General features: G+C 68.5%; 16 protein-coding genes and 2 riboswitches. Of the genes, 9 read left to right on the top strand and 7 right to left on the bottom strand.

Features of this window, described 5'->3' with window-relative positions; genetic code table 11:
- The first annotated feature begins 2 nt into the window (after positions 1–2).
- Complete coding sequence (locus tag AC5DRG_RS36710) at positions 3–272, top strand: acyl carrier protein (protein ID WP_491803972.1); 270 nt, start codon at positions 3–5, stop codon at positions 270–272.
- A gap of 69 nt (positions 273–341) precedes the next feature.
- On the opposite strand, the gene AC5DRG_RS36715 is transcribed toward AC5DRG_RS36710, so the two are convergent.
- The 7 genes from AC5DRG_RS36715 to gcvT all read right to left on the bottom strand — a co-directional run bounded on the left by AC5DRG_RS36715 (position 342) and on the right by gcvT (position 8,074).
- On the bottom strand, positions 342–1,289 hold the full coding sequence (locus tag AC5DRG_RS36715; protein WP_491803973.1) for an aromatase/cyclase: 948 nt from the start codon (positions 1,287–1,289) through the stop codon (positions 342–344).
- Between the two features lie 687 nt (positions 1,290–1,976).
- The gene (locus tag AC5DRG_RS36720) at positions 1,977–2,876 is read right to left on the bottom strand and encodes a nucleotidyl transferase AbiEii/AbiGii toxin family protein (RefSeq protein ID WP_491803974.1); all 900 of its coding nucleotides are present in this window, start codon (positions 2,874–2,876) and stop codon (positions 1,977–1,979) included.
- Entirely contained in the window at positions 2,876–3,490 is a 615-nt protein-coding gene (locus AC5DRG_RS36725) for a type IV toxin-antitoxin system AbiEi family antitoxin domain-containing protein (RefSeq protein WP_491803975.1), read from the bottom strand. The genes AC5DRG_RS36720 and AC5DRG_RS36725 overlap by 1 nt, the downstream gene beginning before the upstream one ends.
- A 261-nt stretch (positions 3,491–3,751) precedes the next feature.
- Positions 3,752–5,119, bottom strand: a complete 1,368-nt coding sequence (locus AC5DRG_RS36730) for an L-serine ammonia-lyase (RefSeq protein ID WP_491803977.1) — start codon at positions 5,117–5,119, stop codon at positions 3,752–3,754.
- A 56-nt stretch (positions 5,120–5,175) separates the two neighbouring features.
- A complete protein-coding gene (gene glyA / locus AC5DRG_RS36735; protein ID WP_491803978.1) occupies positions 5,176–6,438 on the bottom strand; it encodes a serine hydroxymethyltransferase in 1,263 nt (420 codons plus the stop codon).
- A 15-nt stretch (positions 6,439–6,453) separates the two neighbouring features.
- Complete coding sequence (gene gcvH / locus AC5DRG_RS36740; RefSeq protein WP_491803979.1) at positions 6,454–6,831, bottom strand: glycine cleavage system protein GcvH; 378 nt, start codon at positions 6,829–6,831, stop codon at positions 6,454–6,456.
- A 109-nt stretch (positions 6,832–6,940) separates the two neighbouring features.
- The gene (gene gcvT, locus AC5DRG_RS36745) at positions 6,941–8,074 is read right to left on the bottom strand and encodes a glycine cleavage system aminomethyltransferase GcvT (RefSeq protein ID WP_491803980.1); all 1,134 of its coding nucleotides are present in this window, start codon (positions 8,072–8,074) and stop codon (positions 6,941–6,943) included.
- A gap of 34 nt (positions 8,075–8,108) precedes the next feature.
- A riboswitch (glycine riboswitch) is annotated at positions 8,109–8,216 on the bottom strand.
- Positions 8,217–8,315, bottom strand: a riboswitch (glycine riboswitch). It lies immediately after the preceding riboswitch.
- A gap of 184 nt (positions 8,316–8,499) precedes the next feature.
- Between gcvT and AC5DRG_RS36750 the strand changes: the two genes are divergently transcribed.
- From AC5DRG_RS36750 to AC5DRG_RS36785, 8 genes are all read left to right on the top strand, one after another.
- Complete coding sequence (locus tag AC5DRG_RS36750) at positions 8,500–9,174, top strand: AAA family ATPase (protein WP_491813257.1); 675 nt, start codon at positions 8,500–8,502, stop codon at positions 9,172–9,174.
- Positions 9,175–9,255: 81 nt separating this feature from the next.
- On the top strand, positions 9,256–10,029 hold the full coding sequence (locus AC5DRG_RS36755) for an enhanced serine sensitivity protein SseB (protein WP_491803981.1): 774 nt from the start codon (positions 9,256–9,258) through the stop codon (positions 10,027–10,029).
- A 133-nt stretch (positions 10,030–10,162) separates the two neighbouring features.
- Positions 10,163–10,969 carry an enhanced serine sensitivity protein SseB C-terminal domain-containing protein gene (locus AC5DRG_RS36760; RefSeq protein ID WP_491803983.1) on the top strand — a complete coding sequence of 269 codons (807 nt, stop codon included), beginning with the start codon at positions 10,163–10,165 and terminating at the stop codon, positions 10,967–10,969.
- Between the two features lie 411 nt (positions 10,970–11,380).
- The gene (locus AC5DRG_RS36765) at positions 11,381–12,379 is read left to right on the top strand and encodes an ABC transporter permease (RefSeq protein ID WP_491803985.1); all 999 of its coding nucleotides are present in this window, start codon (positions 11,381–11,383) and stop codon (positions 12,377–12,379) included.
- 58 nt (positions 12,380–12,437) lie between these two features.
- Positions 12,438–14,186, top strand: a complete 1,749-nt coding sequence (locus AC5DRG_RS36770; RefSeq protein ID WP_491803986.1) for an ABC transporter substrate-binding protein — start codon at positions 12,438–12,440, stop codon at positions 14,184–14,186.
- A gap of 69 nt (positions 14,187–14,255) precedes the next feature.
- Positions 14,256–15,263, top strand: coding sequence for an ABC transporter permease (locus AC5DRG_RS36775; RefSeq protein WP_491803987.1), 1,008 nt, complete (start codon positions 14,256–14,258; stop codon positions 15,261–15,263).
- Positions 15,260–16,357 carry an ABC transporter ATP-binding protein gene (locus tag AC5DRG_RS36780; protein WP_491803988.1) on the top strand — a complete coding sequence of 366 codons (1,098 nt, stop codon included), beginning with the start codon at positions 15,260–15,262 and terminating at the stop codon, positions 16,355–16,357. Before AC5DRG_RS36775 ends, AC5DRG_RS36780 begins: the two co-directional genes overlap by 4 nt.
- Positions 16,354–17,514, top strand: a complete 1,161-nt coding sequence (locus AC5DRG_RS36785) for an ABC transporter ATP-binding protein (protein WP_491803989.1) — start codon at positions 16,354–16,356, stop codon at positions 17,512–17,514. The genes AC5DRG_RS36780 and AC5DRG_RS36785 overlap by 4 nt, the downstream gene beginning before the upstream one ends.
- Positions 17,515–17,563 lie beyond the last annotated feature (49 nt).

Here is a 17,563-nt window from a genome sequence, read left to right on the forward strand (position 1 = left end):
CCATGAGCGCCAACGGGACCACGGCACTGAGCCTCGACGACCTGACCCGCATCCTGCGCGAGTCGGCCGGCGAGGACGAAGCGGTCGATCTGAGCGGTGACATCGCCGACGTGTCGTTCACGGACCTGGGCTACGACTCGCTCGCCCTGCTGGAGGTCGCGAGCCGCATCACCCGCGAATACCGGGTGTCCCTGCCGGACGAGGAGCTGGACCGCGCCGAGACGCCGCGAGCCTTCGTCGAACTGGTCAACACGGAGCTCTCGCGGGCCTGAAGCTCCTGACCCGAACGCGAGGGGCGGGCCCCGGAGTCCTCCGGGGCCCGCCCCTCGCGTTCGGCGCGGTCAGTGAGCCGCGGCCCGTTCAGCGGCCTGCTTCGCCAGCGTCAGCGTGGCCGTGCTGTTCCCGCCGAGCGCGTTGCGTACGAGATCCCGCGCGCTGTCCAGCGTGGCGTCCGCGCCCAGCAACTCCCGCACCCGGTCGGGACGCAGGACGACGGTGTGGTGCGAGGAGGCGCGCACTCCGTCCCCGGTCGGCTCCACGACCCAGCGGCCGGTGTGCGCGCTCATCAGCGGGGGCACCCGGGTCTGCTTGTACACGAGCCGGTCCGGCCCGCAGCCGACGCGCACCGATTTCGTGGTGTGTACGGAACCGTCGGCGGCCCGGGTGTCCATCTCCACCGTCTGCAGATCCTCGCCGGGCTCGGTGAGCACGAGTCGGCTGACGTGCGGCAGCCGCTCCTCCCACAGGTCGGCCCGCCACAGGAAGTCGTACACGGCCTCGGCCGGCCCGGCGATGTCCACATGGTCGGCGAACGACAACAACGCCCGGGGCTCGGCACCCAGGGACTCGGCGGCGGACTTCAGCGCGGCGAGCTCGGCCGCGCTGTTGGTGTCGACGGCCCGCTGCACCCACTCCCGCGCCCCCGGGTCGTCGTCGACGACCGTGAAGTCGTGCAGCAGCACGACGCTGGAACCGCCGGGGGCCGCCTCGACGATCCACTCCCCGCCCATCGACGCCACCGGTGCCGACGAGACTTCCTGACGGAACGTCACCCGCAGTGCGGCGGGGTCCAGTTCACGCCGCGAGGTCCAGGAACGCACCTCCCCGTTGGCGAACGCCCAGATCTTCAGCCGCTCCGAACGGCTGTCCCCGTCGAGCCGCTCCACGTGCACCGTGGGAGGAAAGACGTGCGGCCACCCCTCCGCCGCCGCGATCAGCTCGTACACGGCCTTCGGATCGGCCGCCACCTCGACACCATGACGCGTCCTGACTATGCCTGAGTCCGGCATGCGGTACCCCTTCCCGGTGATGTCGCCGAGAGTGTGGGGCAGCCCGATCCAGCAGGAGTGGAGGGAGCCTGGACGCGGCCACGCAGGACACCGAAGAACCAGGCCAGGGCCGTCTCCCTCAGCACTCGATGATGTTCACCGCGAGCCCGCCCCGGGCCGTCTCCTTGTACTTCACGACTATGTCGGCCGCTACTGATCACGGAGTTGACCTGTGCATTTGGTATGGGCAGGTCCGATCTGCGTCAAGCCAGGGCCGGGACATCCGTGGCTTCCTGGACTCCGACATCGACGAACTGCGCCGCCAGGGCAGGCTGAGGGAGGCGGACGGGCAGATCACGGCGGTCGGGTGACGGAATCAAGGCGGACTGGATGCGCTCCGCCATGGCCTGAGTGGCTGCTGGAGGAGCAGCCGACGCTCGCACGTGCCTGGCACCGGACGTGCGGGAGGGACCGATGGCACTGTCGCGGAGATCCTGGGTCGGCGAGAGCCGCGCCCGCCTGCGTGAGCGGACAAGGCGGCACGTGGTGGACTGGGCACCAGTGCGGAGTTCGGCAGCACCTCTCTGACCTGGCAAAAGGGGATCTCGTGGTAGTGCCCAGCACGACCCGGGATGATCATGCAGGCCTTCGTAATGCGTAGGTCTCGGGTTCGAATCCCGAAGGCTTGGGCGGCTGGCCAACCTCGGGTCATGACCATGTGAGGGTTGCTGCGCTCCATGTGCGGGTGGCGGCATCGCCGTGGAGGAGCGTGTCTGCGAAGGCGACGACCTGCCGGACGACGTCAATGAAGCGTTCGGGGTAGCCAGTTGCAGCCGGGCCCTGCCGACGACGCCAGGCGGTGTACGAGGCCTGGCGACGCTCGCCGAGGTCACTGATGGTGGTGCTGAGGGGTTTCAGGGTGATGCCGCGGTGTGTGGCAGTGGCGGTCAGCGCCGTGGTGAGTTCCTGGCCGTCGAGGTCGTTGAGGGTGAGTAGGCGGTAGAGGTCGCCGTAGTCGCGGTCGCGGGTGTTGAGGTCGCCGAGGGAGACAGCGGTGGAGAGTTTTTCGGCGATGACGGTGGCGAGTGGGTAGCCGAGGATCTGGAAGCTCTCCGCCGTGAGCTGCTGTGGGTAGTCGATGGTCCGGGGGCCGGGGGTGACGGGGTCGCCGAAGCTGACGTCCAGTTGGAGCTTGAGTCGTGCTCGGGCGATGGAGGCGGCCATGGACAGGCGTAGACCGTGGTACTCGTCCTCCTCGCGGATGGACACGGTCTTGAGCGTCGCGGGATCGAATACGACTCCGTCGTCGATCTCGGTAGTGGCGATGGCCGCGATCCTGTGGATGATCTCGGTTTCGGTGCCTGGGAAGGAGCGGCCGAGGATGTCGATGTCGCGGGTCATCCGGCGTGCGCCGAACTGGGCGAGGAGCAGGCCGCCCTTGAGGACGAAGTGTTCCCGGCCGAGGGGCGATGCGGCCAAGCGGTAGAGGAAGCGTTCGAGGACGTACTCGACCATGATCTCGTCCGTGGACCGGCTGGTGCGGCGGGCCAGGTTGCGCAGGTCGTTGTAGACGCGGCCGGCGGTGGTGTCACGCGTGGGGTTGGCCATCAGGCGAGCACCGCCTCAACGGCAGGGCGGATGACGGAGAGAGCACCCAACTCGCGTGCGACTTCCTGGAGTTCGCCGACATCGCTGCGTTTGCCTCGGCGCAGATAGCGGCCGAGCGCGGACAGGGCGAGGGTCTCGCCGATACGGTTGCGGTGGCGCATCGCGTCGACGACGCTGCGGGCGGCGTTGTACACGGGGACGGTCTCTCCCGGAGCTGCCTCGAATTGTTCGACGCCGAGGGCGAAGGTCGTCGGGGCGTATTGCGCCACTACGGTCGGCGGGTAGGAAATTGTGGGGCGGCGTGTACCGCGCGGCACGGCGATGTGTACCGCTGCAGGGATGTCGTCGATGAGTTCATGCAGGGCCAGGGCGGACTCACCGCATACGACGGCACGCGGAGCCCGTGCGCACACAGCAAGCAGATCTGCGTGCGCGGTCTCCGGTGCGTCTGCCCGCCGGTAGACCCCCCGGGACAGTTCGTCTATCTCTCCCGCCGCGACCAAGGACGCCAGATCACGGGGGGAGAGCAGGACCTGACGTGCCTGCGCCGTCGTGAACGTGGGGGAGAGGTTGGTCAGCCGTTGCTCCAGGCGCGAGTTCTCCACAGCACTCATGTATCGAATGGTACCCCTCTGGCTATCTCAGGGGATCGATTTGATACATCCTGCCGACTGTCGGCGCCTTGGGCGAAGAGGAGCAGTGATCGAGGTTGTCACGAAACCCCAGGTCAGGCTCCTGCCCCGTGGGATTTCCCAGGGACTTTTCAGGGACTTTCACGACTGTCCCTGGGAGTTTCCAGGGACTTTCCGCCGCGCAAGCAGGGAAGGCCCTGAGAGCGCTGAAAGACAAGAACGCGCTGGTCAGGGCCTACTTTCTCAGCACTCGATGATGTTCACCGCGAGCCCACCCCGGGCCGTCTCCTTGTACTTGACGCTCATGTCGGCCCCGGTCTCCTTCATGGTCTTGATGACCTTGTCGAGGGACACCTTGTGCGAGCCGTCGCCCCGCATCGCCATCTTCGCCGCGGTGACCGCCTTCACCGCGGCCATGCCGTTGCGCTCGATGCACGGGATCTGGACGAGGCCGCCGACCGGGTCGCAGGTGAGGCCGAGGTTGTGTTCCATGCCGATCTCGGCGGCGTTCTCGACTTGTTCGGGAGATCCGCCGAGCACCTCCGCCAGCGCCCCCGCAGCCATCGAGCAGGCCGAGCCGACCTCGCCCTGGCAGCCGACCTCGGCGCCGGAGATGGAGGCGTTCTCCTTGAAGAGCATGCCGATCGCGCCGGCGGCGAGCAGGAAGCGGACCACCCCGTCCTCGTCGGCGCCGGGCACGAAGTTGATGTAGTAGTGCAGGACTGCCGGGATGATGCCAGCCGCGCCGTTGGTCGGGGCCGTGACCACCCGCCCCCCCGCCGCGTTCTCCTCGTTCACCGCCATCGCGTAGAGCGTGATCCACTCCATCGCGTGCGCCAACGGGTCGCCCTCCGCCCGGAGTTGGCGGGCCGTGACGGCGGCCCTGCGTTTGACCCGCAGCCCGCCCGGCAGGATGCCCTCGCGGGACATGCCGCGCGACACGCACGCCCGCATCACCCGCCAGATCTCCAGCAGACCCGCACGGATCTCCTCCTCGGTCCGCCAGGCCCGCTCGTTCTCCAGCATCAGCGAGGAGATGGACAGGCCCGTGTCCTGCGTCAGGCGCAGCAGCTCGTCGCCGGTGCGGAAGGGGTACTTCAGCACCGTGTCGTCGAGCACGATGCGGTCCGCGCCCACGGCGTCCTCGTCGACGACGAACCCGCCGCCCACCGAGTAGTACGTCTTCGACAGGAGTTCGGCGCCCTGCGCGTCGTACGCCCAGATCGTCATGCCGTTCGCGTGGTACGGGAGCGTCTTACGGCGGTGCAGGACCAGGTCGTCGTCGTAGGAGAACGGGATCTCGTGCTCGCCGAGCAGCCGGATGCGGCCGCCCGACCTGATCGACTCCACCCGTTCGTCCGCGCCCTCCACGTCCACCGTCCGGGGCGAGGCGCCCTCCAGGCCGAGCAGGACGGCCTTCGGGGTGCCGTGGCCGTGGCCGGTCGCGCCCAGGGAGCCGTAGAGCTCGGAGCGGACGGAGGCGACGGAGTCGAGCAGGCTCTCGTTGCGCAGGCGGCGGGCGAACATGCGGGCCGCGCGCATCGGGCCGACCGTGTGGGAGCTCGACGGGCCGATGCCGACCGAGAACAGATCGAAGACCGAGATGGCCACGGGAACTCCTCCTGAGAGGGTGGGGGCACACGTCGTCGGGTGCCCCCACCTGGGAACTACTTGTTCAGACCGGGGTACAGCGGGTGCTTGTCGGCGAGGGCCTTGACCCGGGCCTTCAGGCTTTCCACGTCGTACGACTGCTTGAGCGTCTCCGCGATGACGTCCGCGACCTCGGTGAAGTCCTCGGCCGTGAAGCCTCGGGTCGCCAGGGCCGGCGTGCCGATCCGCAGGCCCGAGGTGACCATTGGCGGGCGCGGGTCGTTCGGGACGGCGTTGCGGTTGACCGTGATGCCGACCTCGTGGAGGCGGTCCTCGGCCTGCTGCCCGTCCAGTTCGGACTCGCGCAGGTCGACCAGGATCAGGTGCACATCCGTGCCGCCGGACAGGACGTTGACGCCGGCCTCGCGGGCGTCGGCGGCCGTCAGGCGCTCGGCGAGGATGCGTGCGCCCTCCACCGTACGCCGCTGACGCTCCTTGAAGTCCTCGCTCGCCGCGACCTTGAAGGAGACCGCCTTGGCCGCGATCACATGCTCCAGCGGGCCGCCCTGGAAGCCCGGGAAGACGGAGGAGTTCAGCTTCTTTGCGAAGTCCTTCTTGGCGAGGATGATGCCGCCGCGCGGGCCGCCCAGCGTCTTGTGGGTCGTGGAGGTGACCACGTCCGCGAACGGCACCGGGTTCGGGTGCAGCCCCGCCGCGACCAGGCCGGCGAAGTGCGCCATGTCGACCCACAGGTACGCCTCGACCTCGTCCGCGATACGGCGGAACTCGGCGAAGTCCAGCCGGCGCGGGTACGCCGACCAGCCCGCGATGATCACCTTCGGCCGGTGCTCCTTGGCGAGCCGCTCCACCTCGGCCATGTCGACCAGACCGGCGTCGTCGACGTGGTAGGCGACCACGTCGAACTGCTTCCCGGAGAAGTTCAGCCGCATCCCGTGGGTGAGGTGACCGCCGTGCGCGAGGTCGAGCCCGAGGATGGTGTCGCCGGGCTTGGCCAGCGCGAACAGCGCGGCCTGGTTGGCCGAGGCGCCCGAGTGGGGCTGGACGTTGGCGTACTCGGCGCCGAACAGCTCCTTGACCCGGTCGATCGCGATCTGCTCGGCGACATCGACGTGCTCGCAGCCGCCGTAGTAGCGGCGGCCGGGGTAGCCCTCGGCGTACTTGTTGGTGAGGACCGAGCCCTGCGCCTCCATGACCGCGACCGGCGCGAAGTTCTCGGAGGCGATCATTTCGAGGGTGGACTGCTGGCGGTTCAGCTCGGCGTCGACCGCGGCGGCGATCTCCGGGTCGAGCTCGTGCAGGGACGTGTTCAGAACGGACATCAGGCGTAGGACTCCTCAGCCGGCGGAAAAGGCGGTGTACTCGTCGGCGGAGAGCAGGTCGGACGGCTCCTCCGTGGCGCGTACCTTGAACAGCCAGCCGCCCTCGAAGGGGGCCGAGTTGACCAGCGACGGGTCGTTGACCACGTCCTCGTTGATCTCGGTGACCTCGCCGTCGACCGGGGAGTACAGGTCGCTTACCGACTTCGTCGACTCCAGTTCGCCGCAGGACTCACCCGCGGTCACCGTGGAACCGACCTCCGGGAGCTGGGCGTAGACGACATCGCCGAGCGCGTTGGCCGCGAACTCGGTGATGCCGACCGTCGAGACGCCGTCCTCGGCGACCGACAGCCACTCGTGCTCCTTGCTGTAGCGCAGCTGCTGGGGGTTGCTCATGGCCTGAATTCTCCTGTACGCGGGGGAGTGCTGGTGAATGGGGGACTGCTGGAGACGTGCGTGAACAGCGAAAATGTGCGCAGGGTCACGCACCGACCGCTTGGGGTGGCTACTTCTGGCGCTTGTAGAACGGCAGCGCCACGACCTCGTACGGCTCGTGGCTGCCCCGGATGTCCACACCGACACCGGCGCTGCCCGGCACCGAGTGCGCGGCGTCGACGTACGCCATCGCGATCGGCTTGCCGAGGGTGGGGGAGGGGGCGCCGGAGGTGACCTCGCCGATCACCCGGCCGTCGGCGACGACGGGGTACCCGGCGCGCGGGACACGGCGGCCCTCGGCGATCAGGCCGACCAGGACGCGCGGCGGGTTCTCCTGAGCGCGGGAGGCCGCCTCCTCAAGGGCCTCGCGCCCCACGAAGTCGCCCTCCTTCTCGAACTTCACCACCCGGCCGAGCCCGGCGTCGAAGGGAGTCAGGGAGGTCGTCAACTCGTGCCCGTACAGCGGCATGCCCGCCTCCAGGCGCAGCGTGTCCCGGCAGGAGAGGCCGCAGGGAACCAGACCGACGGGCGCGCCCGCCTCGGTCAGCGCCTGCCACAGCTTCTCGGCGTCGGCGGGGGCCACGAACAGCTCGAAGCCGTCCTCGCCGGTGTAACCGGTGCGGGCGATCAGCGCGGGGACGCCGGCGACGGTGCCGGGCAGGCCCGCGTAGTACTTCAGGCCGTCCAGGTCGGCGTCGGTGAGCGACTTGAGGATGCCGGGGGACTCGGGCCCCTGCACGGCGAGGAGGGCGTAGGCGTCCCGGTCGTCGCGGACGACGGCGTCGAAGCCGATGACCCGCTCCACCAGGGCGTCCAGCACGATCTGCGCGTTGCCGGCGTTGGCCACGACCATGTAGTGAGAAGACCCGGCTTCGGTCTCGGCCAGCCGGTAGACGATCAGGTCGTCGAGGATGCCCCCGTCGGCCTGGCAGATCATGGTGTAGCGGGCGCGGCCGACGCCCACGGAGGCGATGTTGCCGACCAGGGCGAAGTTCAGGAACTCCGCCGCCTGCGGGCCGGTGACGGTGATCTCGCCCATGTGGGAGAGGTCGAAGAGACCGGCACGGGTACGCACCGCGACATGTTCGTCGCGCTCGGAGCCGTAGCGCAGGGGCATGTCCCAGCCGGCGAAATCGGTCATCGTCGCGCCGAGCTCACGATGCAGGGCATCGAGTGCGGTACGACGGGTAGGGCTACTGCTCATCGGTAGTGCTCCCAGGGCATGACGGCGAGGTCGTTCCTCCCCATCTGTCATCGGAACCTGAGAGGTTCGCCGTGACCACGAGGGATCACGGGTTGCACCTTGGGTGGGGCCACTGCGACAGCGGCCCGCTTTTCAGATGTGCCTCGCCCGCGCGGTAACGGGGCCTGAGAGATTCAAGGGAGGGACTTGCTCCTTCGGCGCCCCAGCGAAGCACTGCTGGGGACTCTCCCGCGCGGATTCAAGCGGCCGGTATGCAGTTGGCGCGCACATCATTGCACGGCTCGCCGGTTCGTGGCAGACCGGCTTTTAACACCGCTCTTTGTAACCGGGCTGTGGCAGGACAAGAACGAAAACACGAGAGACCTCGGATTACCTTCTCTTTACACTCGACGGGGATGGGGACTCCCGTACCCCAGGGGAGGACGATCACGGTGAACAGGACCACGGCGTACGCGACCACCTCGGCCCTCGCGCTGCCCGAGCAGCGCACGGCCCCGGCCCGGGAGGCCTCGGGCGCGTGCCCGGCGCCCGTCGTCCGAGACCTGCGCGACCGAGCGGGCCACAGCCCGCACGCCCTGCTCTTCAACCCCCGCGACCTGGTCGTGATCACCGGCCTGCCCGGCAGCGGCAAGTCCACGCTGATGCGGCGCACGGTCAAGGGCATGCGGATCGACTCCCAGGACACCCGCGACCGCTGGGACGAGCGAACCCCCCGCTTCCTGCCCTACGCGATCTACCGCCCCCTGGTCCGCCTCGCCCATTACTACGGACTCCACCGCGCCCTGCGCTCCGACTCCGGAGTCGTCGTCCACGACTGCGGTACGCAGGCCTGGGTGCGCGGTTGGCTGGCCCGCGAGGCCCGCCGCCGGGGCGGCACGCTGCACCTTCTCCTCCTCGACGTCACCCCGAAGACCGCCCTCGCCGGCCAGCGCGAGCGCGGCCGCGGTGTCTCGCGGTACGCCTTCCTGCGCCACCGCACGGCCGCCGGCCGGCTGATCCGCTCGGTGGAACAGGGCGACCTGCCCCAGGGCTGCGGCTCGGCGGTCCTGCTCGACCGGGACGCGGCCAACGTGCTGCGCCGCATCGGCTTCACGGGCTGAGTGGCCGTAGACCGGTCGGTCGTACGTCCGCACCCGCTAGCCTTTCCAGCCACAGCAGGTACTTGAGCAGGCGGTAGGCAGATGGACTTCCCGGCGGAATTTCCCGCGGACTTCCCGGCACAGGCACACCCACACCCGCACGGCGGCTGGCCGGGCAACGAACTGGAGGAGGTCCTGTCGGCGTCCCTCGGCATCCCAGGTGCCGGCGGCCGGATCATCGAGGTGCTCGGGCGCAGCTTCGTCTGGGTGCCGCTGCCCGGCGGCGGCGGTCCGCACAGCGGCCCGCTGGACCTGCCCACGACGCAGATCGACGGCCAGCCCTACGTACCCGTCTTCAGCTCCGAGGAGCAGTTCCGCCAGGTCGTCGGCTCCCACATGTCGTACACCATCGCGCCGGCCGTGGAGTTCGCCCGCGGCCTGCCCCCGCAGGTCGGCATCGCCGTGAACCCCGACGGCCTGGTCGGCGTACCGCTGCCCCCGCAAGCCGTCGCCGAACTGTGCCGCCTCGGCCGCACGACCGGCGCCCGCGTCCGCCTCTTCGAACCGGACTGGCAGGACGACCCGGTCGACTTCCTGTCCGCCGCCTCCGCCGAGTTCGCCCGGATCGGCGTGGTGGCGACGGCCCGCCGCTGCCTGGCGGCGATCGAGACGGCGGATCCGGTGATGTTCGTAGGAGTCGAACTCTCCCAGTGGGAGGGCGACATCAGGGCGTTGCCGCTGGAAGCACTGGGCAGGGCGCTAGGCCAGGCCCCGGTGAAGTGGCAGGTCAACCTGGTCCTGATGGACGTAGCCCAGGACCCGGTAGCGGACTGGCTGAGGGAGAAGGTCCGCCCCTTCTACCAGGCGCAGGTCTAACCCACCTAGGGGCGCGGGGAACTGCGCGACCAGCCACAGCGAACCCGCACTCGCCGACGAACAACCGGCCCCGGGCGATTGGGCGCTTAAGCTGGTTTCATATCCGGGGCAGACAATCGAAGGGGCGGTACAGGTGAGCGCCAGCGGCATCGCGACCGGGCAGGTCGAGCACATGCTGCGCCAAGTGACGCCCGGGCGCTACGACGCCTACGAGGCGCTGCTCCGCGCGCTCGCGACCCCTTCCTCCGGCCAGATCTGGATGCTCCTGTGGCACGGCCAGGCAGGATCCCCGGACGCCCAGTACGGAAACATGGAGGTCGACGGCTTCGGCTACGCCCCATGCGTCACCTCCGCCCAGGAACTCTCCGCCAGCGGCTGGAACCGCTCCTACGAAGTCGTCGACGGAGTGGACGTGGCCCGCACCCTCTACCCCGACCACTTCGGCCTCTGGCTCAACCCGCACGCCCCCGGCGGCGGCCTCGGCATCCCCTGGCTGGACCTGCGCCGCATCGCCACCGGCCTGGAGCGCCAGCCGGCCGGCCCGCTGCGGCTGTCCGAACCGGCCATCGAGGTCCCGCAGTTCTACGCCCTGCTCACGCACAACGCCCACCGCACCCCGGCCGTGCGCGCACTGCGCCGCGCCTGGGTGCAGCCGGCGCTCGGGGCGCCGTACCTCGCCATCGGTCTCGACGTGTACGACACCAGCCCGCCGGCCGTCGACTCGGTGCGCGCGATGATGCAGCAGTCCATCGGCGCGGTCCCGGACGGGCTGCCGGTGTCGACGGTCGCGATGTCCGATGAGTACGACCCGGTCGCGATGTGGATGCGCGCGGGCGCCCGTCCCTTCTACGACCGTGAGGCCCACGCGGCCCCGGTCCAGGCGCCGGCGCAGGCCCCGGCCGCCGGGTACGGCTTCCCGCCGGCCCACGGCGGATACTGAGCGCCGCCCACCCCGTTTACCGGTCCGCCGAAGAATTTACTTCCCTGACACACTTCTTCGCGCGTAGATAACGGCGTAAGGTCACGATCGTCGGCGAACTGCCGTTCTGTCCCAACCGTGCCGCGTCCGAGAGGCGTTACCCGCTGTTCGGATAACGGAATCCCCAGGACTGCATCACGGTTGCGCATACTTTCGCCGCCAAGTCTGGCGGGTGATCGCGACGAAGCTGAAGACTCCCGACTCAGACGCGGGGTCATCGGCCTCGTGCGTGAAGACAAGTCGACAAGTCGAAGCAAACGCCGGGTCAACGGCCGCACCATCTGCGGCCGGCATCCGGCCCGCAAGTGAACCAAAGCCGCACACAGCGGCGGGCGTAGGCCGGTCACCACCGGCGAGAGGGGTCGGGTCACTGTGACCGCACCGATCGAAACCACGGGGGCGGCAGGCGAGGTGCAGCCGGAGGCTGTGCTCGCCGGCGTCGACAAGGCGAAGATCGAAGGCCGTTCCCTGGGGCAGATCGCCTGGACCCGGTTCAAGAAGGACAGAGTCGCCGTCGCGGGCGGCGTCATCGTGATCGTGCTGATCCTGCTGGCGATCCTCTCCCGCCCCATCCAGGCTCTGTTCGGCCTCGACCCCAACGCCTTCAACCAGGACCTGATCGACCCCAACACCTCGCTGCCCACCGGCGACTTCGGCGGGATGAGCTGGGACCACCCGCTCGGCGTCGAGCCCAAGTTCGGGCGCGACATCGCGACCCGCATCCTGGAGGGCTCCTGGGTCTCGCTGGTCGTCGCGTTCGGGGCCACGATCCTGTCCAACGTGATCGGCACGGTCCTCGGTGTGGTGGCCGGTTACTACGGGGGGCGGGTGGACACGATCATCAGCCGTCTGATGGACACCTTCCTCGCCTTCCCGCTGCTGCTGTTCGCCATCGCCATCTCGGCGACACTGCAGGGCGGCGCGTTCGGCCTCGAAGGTCTTCCCCTGCACATCAGCGTGCTCATCTTCATCATTGGTTTCTTCAACTGGCCATATCTCGGGCGAATTGTTCGCGGCCAGACCCTGGCCCTGCGCGAGCGCGAGTTCGTCGACGCCTCTCGGGGCATGGGCGCGAAGGGGCCGTACATCCTCTTCCGCGAGCTGCTCCCGAACCTGGTCGGCCCGATCATCGTCTACTCGACGCTGCTCATCCCGACCAACATCCTGTTCGAGGCCAGCCTGAGCTTCCTGGGCGTCGGCATCCAGCCCCCGCAGGCGTCCTGGGGCGGGATGATCAGTGAGGCGGTCACCTACTACGAGGTCGATCCGCAGTTCCTGATCGTGCCCGGACTCGCGATCTTCGTCACCGTGCTGGCGTTCAACCTGCTCGGCGACGGTCTCCGTGACGCTCTCGACCCGCGCAGCCGCTGACATGCGGCCGCGTCGAGGGTCCATCAAGTTTCCAACTATGGAGGGGAAGCAGACCATCATGCGAAGGTCAGCGCTGGCCGCGGTTGCGGCCATCGGCACTGTGAGCCTGCTGCTTGCGGGTTGCAGCAAAGCCGATGACAACACGAACGACGAGACCAAGTCAGCTGGGGCCAACGCAGCGACCAAGGACATCGTCAACGCCTCGACCCACAAGGGCGGGACGGTCACCTACGAGTACTCCGACGTCCCGGACTCCTTCGACCCGGGCAACACGTACTACGCGTACATGATCAACTTCAGCCGGCTGTACGCCCGCCCGCTGATGACCTTCAAGCCCGGCGCGGGCGACAAGGGCAACGAGCTGGTCCCGGACCTCGCCGCAGCCCCCGGTGAGTCGAGTGACGGCGGCAAGACCTGGACGTACAAGCTGCGTTCGGGCCTGAAGTACCAGGACGGCACGGCGATCACGTCGAAGGACGTGAAGTACGCCGTCGAGCGCTCCAACTTCGCGCGTGACGTGCTCTCCCTCGGCCCGAACTACTTCCAGCAGTTCCTCGAGGGCGGCGACAAGTACAAGGGTCCCTACAAGGACAAGAGTGCCGACGGCCTTGCGTCCATCGAGACGCCGGACGACACGACGATCGTCTTCCACCTCAACCGCGCCTTCCAGGAGTTCGACTACCTGGCCGCGAATCCGCAGACGGCTCCGGTGCCGCAGGCCAAGGACACCGGCGTCGACTACGTCAAGAACATCGTGTCCTCGGGCTCGTACAAGTTCCAGAGCTACGAGGAGGGCAAGCAGGTCGTCCTCGTCCGCAACGAGAACTGGGACGCGTCGACCGACCCGCTGCGCAAGCAGTACCCGGACAAGATCGTCGTCAAGCTGAAGATCAACGCCGAGACCATCGACCAGGACGTCATGGCCGGTGACGCTCTCGACCTCGGCGGTACGGGTGTCCAGGCCGCGACGCAGGCGAAGGTGATCAACTCCGCCGACCTGAAGGCCAACACCGACAACGCCTACGGTGGCCGTCTCGTCTACATGGCGATCAACACCAAGCTCGCGCCGTTCGACAACGTCGCCTGCCGCAAGGCAGTCGAGTACGCGATAGACAAGGTCTCGGTGCAGACCGCCGAGGGTGGCCCGATCCGCGGTGACATCGCCACCACCGTCCTCCCGCCGGACATCCCCGGCTACGAGAAGGCGGACGTCTACGCCACCACCGGCAACAAGGGCGACGTGGCCAAGGCCAAGGAGCAGCTGACGGCCTGCGGCAAGACGTCGATCACCACGAACATCTCCGCGCGCAGCGACCGCCCGGCGGAGATCGACGCGGCCACCGCGATCATCAACTCGCTGAAGGCCGCCGGGATCAACGCCACCCTGAAGCAGTACCCGTCGGGCAAGTACTTCACCGACAACGCGGGTGTCCCCGAGTTCGACAAGAAGAACAACATCGGTCTGATGATGATGCAGTGGGGTGCCGACTGGCCGTCCGGCTACGGCTTCCTGCAGCAGATCCTGCACGGTGACGCGATCGGTGCCTCCGGCAACACCAACCTGTCGCAGCTCGACAACGCCGACGTCAACTCGACGCTGGAGAAGGCGATCGGCACCGAGGACAAGGCCGCGCGTGACGCCATGTACACCGAGGTCGACAAGAAGGTCATGGAGGAGGCGGCCCTCGTTCCGCTGACCTACTTCAAGGTCCTGCTGTACCGCCCGGCCGGCTTCACCAACCTGGTCTCCACGTCGGCCTTCAGCGGTGAGTACGACTACCTCAACATCGGCACGACCAAGAAGTAGCCCCGGAAGGCAGGTGAAGGCATTGGTGCCCGCGGGCTTCGCGGCCCGCGGGCACCAGCGCCGGTCCCCGTGATCTCGTACATCCTCCGCCGGATGGCCGCGGCAGTGATCCTGCTCCTGGTCGTCACCGCGGTCACCTTCGCCATCTTCTTCGTGCTGCCGCGGTTCGCCGGTCAGACCGCAGACTCGCTGGCCCAGCAGTACATCGGGAAGAACCCGTCGGCGGCCGACATCGCCGCGGTCAAGCACAACCTGGGACTGGACCAGCCCCTCTACGTCCAGTTCTGGCACTTCATCAAGGGGATCGTGGTCGGAGCCACCTATGACCTCGGCCCCACCACGGCGCACTGCGACGCGCCCTGCTTCGGCTACTCCTTCAAGACCCACCAGGCGGTCTGGCCGGAGCTGACCTCCCGCATTCCGGTGACGGTCTCGCTGGCCGCTGGTGCCGCCGTGCTCTGGCTGGTGTCCGGTGTCACGGCCGGTGTGGTCTCCGCGCTCAAGCCGCGCTCGTTCCTCGACCGCACCTTCATGGGCATCGCGCTGGCCGGCGTCTCGCTGCCCATGTTCTTCACGGGCAACCTCGCACTGCTGCTCTTCACCTTCCAGTGGCCGATCTTCGGCCGCACCTACGTCCCCTTCACCGAGAACCCCGCGCAGTGGGCCAACACGCTCTTCCCGGCGTGGTGTTCGCTCGCCCTGCTGTACTCCGCCATCTACGCGCGGCTCACCCGCTCGGGCATGCTGGAGACGATGAACGAGGACTACATCCGTACGGCACGCGCCAAGGGCCTGCGTGAGCGCAAGGTCGTGGTGCGGCACGGGCTGCGGGCCGCGCTGACGCCGATCATCACCATCTTCGGCATGGACCTCGGTCTGCTGCTCGGCGGAGCCGTGATCACCGAGAGCGTGTTCTCGCTGCCCGGCATCGGCCAGTACGCGGTACAGGGCATCACCGACAACGATCTGCCCAAGATCCTCGGTGTCACCCTGCTCGCCGCCCTCTTCGTCGTGATCGCAAATCTTCTGGTGGACCTGCTCTACGCCACCGCCGACCCGCGGGTGAGGCTCTCGTGACCGAACTCTCCAAGACCGGAGCCGCCGTGGGCGAGCCTGTGAAGGCCCCCTCCGACGCGCCGGACGCCTTCCTCGCCGTACGCGACCTCAAGGTGCACTTCCCGACCGACGACGGCCTGGTCAAGTCCGTCGACGGGCTCAGCTTCGAGTTGGAGAAGGGCAAGACCCTCTCCATCGTCGGTGAGTCCGGCTCCGGCAAGTCCGTCACCTCGCTGGCGATCATGGGCCTGCACCGGCTGGGCGCGCAGGGCAAGCACGTCGAGATGTCCGGCGAGATCTGGCTCGACGGCAAGGAACTGGTCTCCGCCGACCCGGACGAGGTGCGCAGGCTGCGCGGCCGCGAGATGGCGATGATCTTCCAGGACCCGCTGTCCGCGATGCACCCGTACTACACGATCGGCAACCAGATCGTGGAGGCCTACCGGGTCCACAACGACGTCAGCAAGAAGGTCGCCCGCACGCGGGCCATCGAGATGCTCGACCGGGTCGGCATCCCCGAGCCCGCCAAGCGTGTCGACGGCTATCCGCACGAGTTCTCCGGCGGTATGCGCCAGCGCGCGATGATCGCGATGGCGCTGGTCAACAACCCCGAGCTGCTCATCGCGGACGAGCCGACCACCGCCCTGGACGTGACCGTCCAGGCGCAGATACTCGACCTGATCCGGGACCTGCAGAAGGAGTTCGGCTCCGCGGTCGTCCTCATCACCCACGACCTGGGTGTGGTCGCCGAGATCGCCGACGACGTCCTGGTGATGTACGGCGGCCGGTGCGTGGAGCGCGGCCCGGTCGACGAGATCTTCGAGAAGCCGCAGCACCCCTACACCTGGGGTCTGCTCGGCTCGATGCCCCGCATCGACCGCGAGACCTCGGACCGGCTCATCCCGGTCAAGGGCCAGCCGCCGAGCCTCATCAACGTCCCCTCGGGCTGCGCCTTCCACCCGCGCTGCCCGTACGCGGACGTCCCCAAGGGCGACGTCACCCGCACCGTGCGCCCGGAGTTGCAGCAGGTCGGCGGCGGACACTGGTCCGCCTGTCACCTCTCGCCCGAGGACCGTACGCGGATCTGGACCGAAGAGATTGCGCCGAAGCTGTGAGTGAGACGAAGAAAGACACCGCCGCCGCGGCAGTCCCGGAGCAGGCGTCCTCGCCCGAGGAGCGCGAGAAGCGCGAGGTGCTGCTCAAGGTCGAGGGGCTGAAGAAGCACTTCCCCATCAAGAAGGGGATCCTCCAGCGCACGGTCGCCGCCGTGAAGGCCGTCGACGGCATCGACTTCGAGGTGCGCAAGGGCGAGACCCTGGGCGTGGTCGGCGAGTCGGGCTGCGGCAAGTCGACCATGGGGCGGGTCATCACCCGGCTCCAGGACCCGACGGGCGGCTCGATCCACTTCGAGGGCCAGGACATCACGCGGCTGAGCACCGCCGGGATGCGTCCGCTGCGGCGGGACATCCAGATGATCTTCCAGGACCCGTACGGCTCCCTGAACCCCCGGCACACCATCGGCTCCATCGTCTCGGCGCCCTTCCGGCTCCAGGGCGTGGAGCCCGAGGGCGGGGTGAAGAAGGAGGTCCAGCGGCTGCTTGAGCTGGTGGGCCTGAGCCCCGAGCACTACAACCGCTACCCGCACGAGTTCTCCGGCGGCCAGCGTCAGCGCATCGGCATCGCCCGCGCGCTCGCCCTGAAGCCGAAGCTGGTCGTCGCGGACGAGCCGGTCTCCGCGCTGGACGTCTCCATCCAGGCCCAGGTGGTCAACCTGATGGACGACCTCCAGAAGGAGCTCGGCCTGACGTACGTGATCATCGCGCACGACCTCTCCGTCGTCCGCCATGTCTCGGACCGCATCGCGGTGATGTACCTCGGCAAGATCGTCGAACTCGCCGACCGCAACTCGCTGTACGCGGCCCCGATGCACCCGTACACCAAGGCGCTGATGTCCGCGGTGCCGGTGCCCGATCCCAAGCGCCGGGGTGCCAAGAGCGAGCGCATCCTGCTCAAGGGCGACGTGCCCTCGCCGATCGCGCCGCCGAGCGGCTGCCGCTTCCACACGCGGTGCTGGAAGGCGACGGAGATCTGCAGGACGACCGAGCCGCCGCTGCTGGAGCTGAAGCCGGGTCAGCAGGTCGCCTGCCACCACCCCGAGAACGCGGCGGACCAGGCGCCGCAGGACACGGTGTTGCTGTCGGTGGCGAAAGAGGCGGCTGCGGCCGCGACGCCGACCGATGTGGCGGATGCCGTGAAAAACGCCGAGAAGTAGGGCCTGTTGGGCACGGAAGGGCTCCGGTGACCGTGAGCCAGGTCGCCGG

The sequence above is a fragment of the Streptomyces sp. JLBG701 genome, from assembly GCF_058544905.1.

Coding starts and splice junctions, on each gene's coding strand:
- glyA (WP_491803978.1), bottom strand. CDS start 6,438: ATGTCCGTTCTGAACACGTCCCTGCACGAGCTCGACCCGGAGATCGCC.
- AC5DRG_RS36755 (WP_491803981.1), top strand. CDS start 9,256: ATGGACTTCCCGGCGGAATTTCCCGCGGACTTCCCGGCACAGGCACAC.
- gcvT (WP_491803980.1), bottom strand. CDS start 8,074: ATGAGCAGTAGCCCTACCCGTCGTACCGCACTCGATGCCCTGCATCGT.
- gcvH (WP_491803979.1), bottom strand. CDS start 6,831: ATGAGCAACCCCCAGCAGCTGCGCTACAGCAAGGAGCACGAGTGGCTG.
- AC5DRG_RS36725 (WP_491803975.1), bottom strand. CDS start 3,490: ATGAGTGCTGTGGAGAACTCGCGCCTGGAGCAACGGCTGACCAACCTC.
- AC5DRG_RS36770 (WP_491803986.1), top strand. CDS start 12,438: ATGCGAAGGTCAGCGCTGGCCGCGGTTGCGGCCATCGGCACTGTGAGC.
- AC5DRG_RS36710 (WP_491803972.1), top strand. CDS start 3: ATGAGCGCCAACGGGACCACGGCACTGAGCCTCGACGACCTGACCCGC.
- AC5DRG_RS36715 (WP_491803973.1), bottom strand. CDS start 1,289: ATGCCGGACTCAGGCATAGTCAGGACGCGTCATGGTGTCGAGGTGGCG.
- AC5DRG_RS36720 (WP_491803974.1), bottom strand. CDS start 2,876: ATGGCCAACCCCACGCGTGACACCACCGCCGGCCGCGTCTACAACGAC.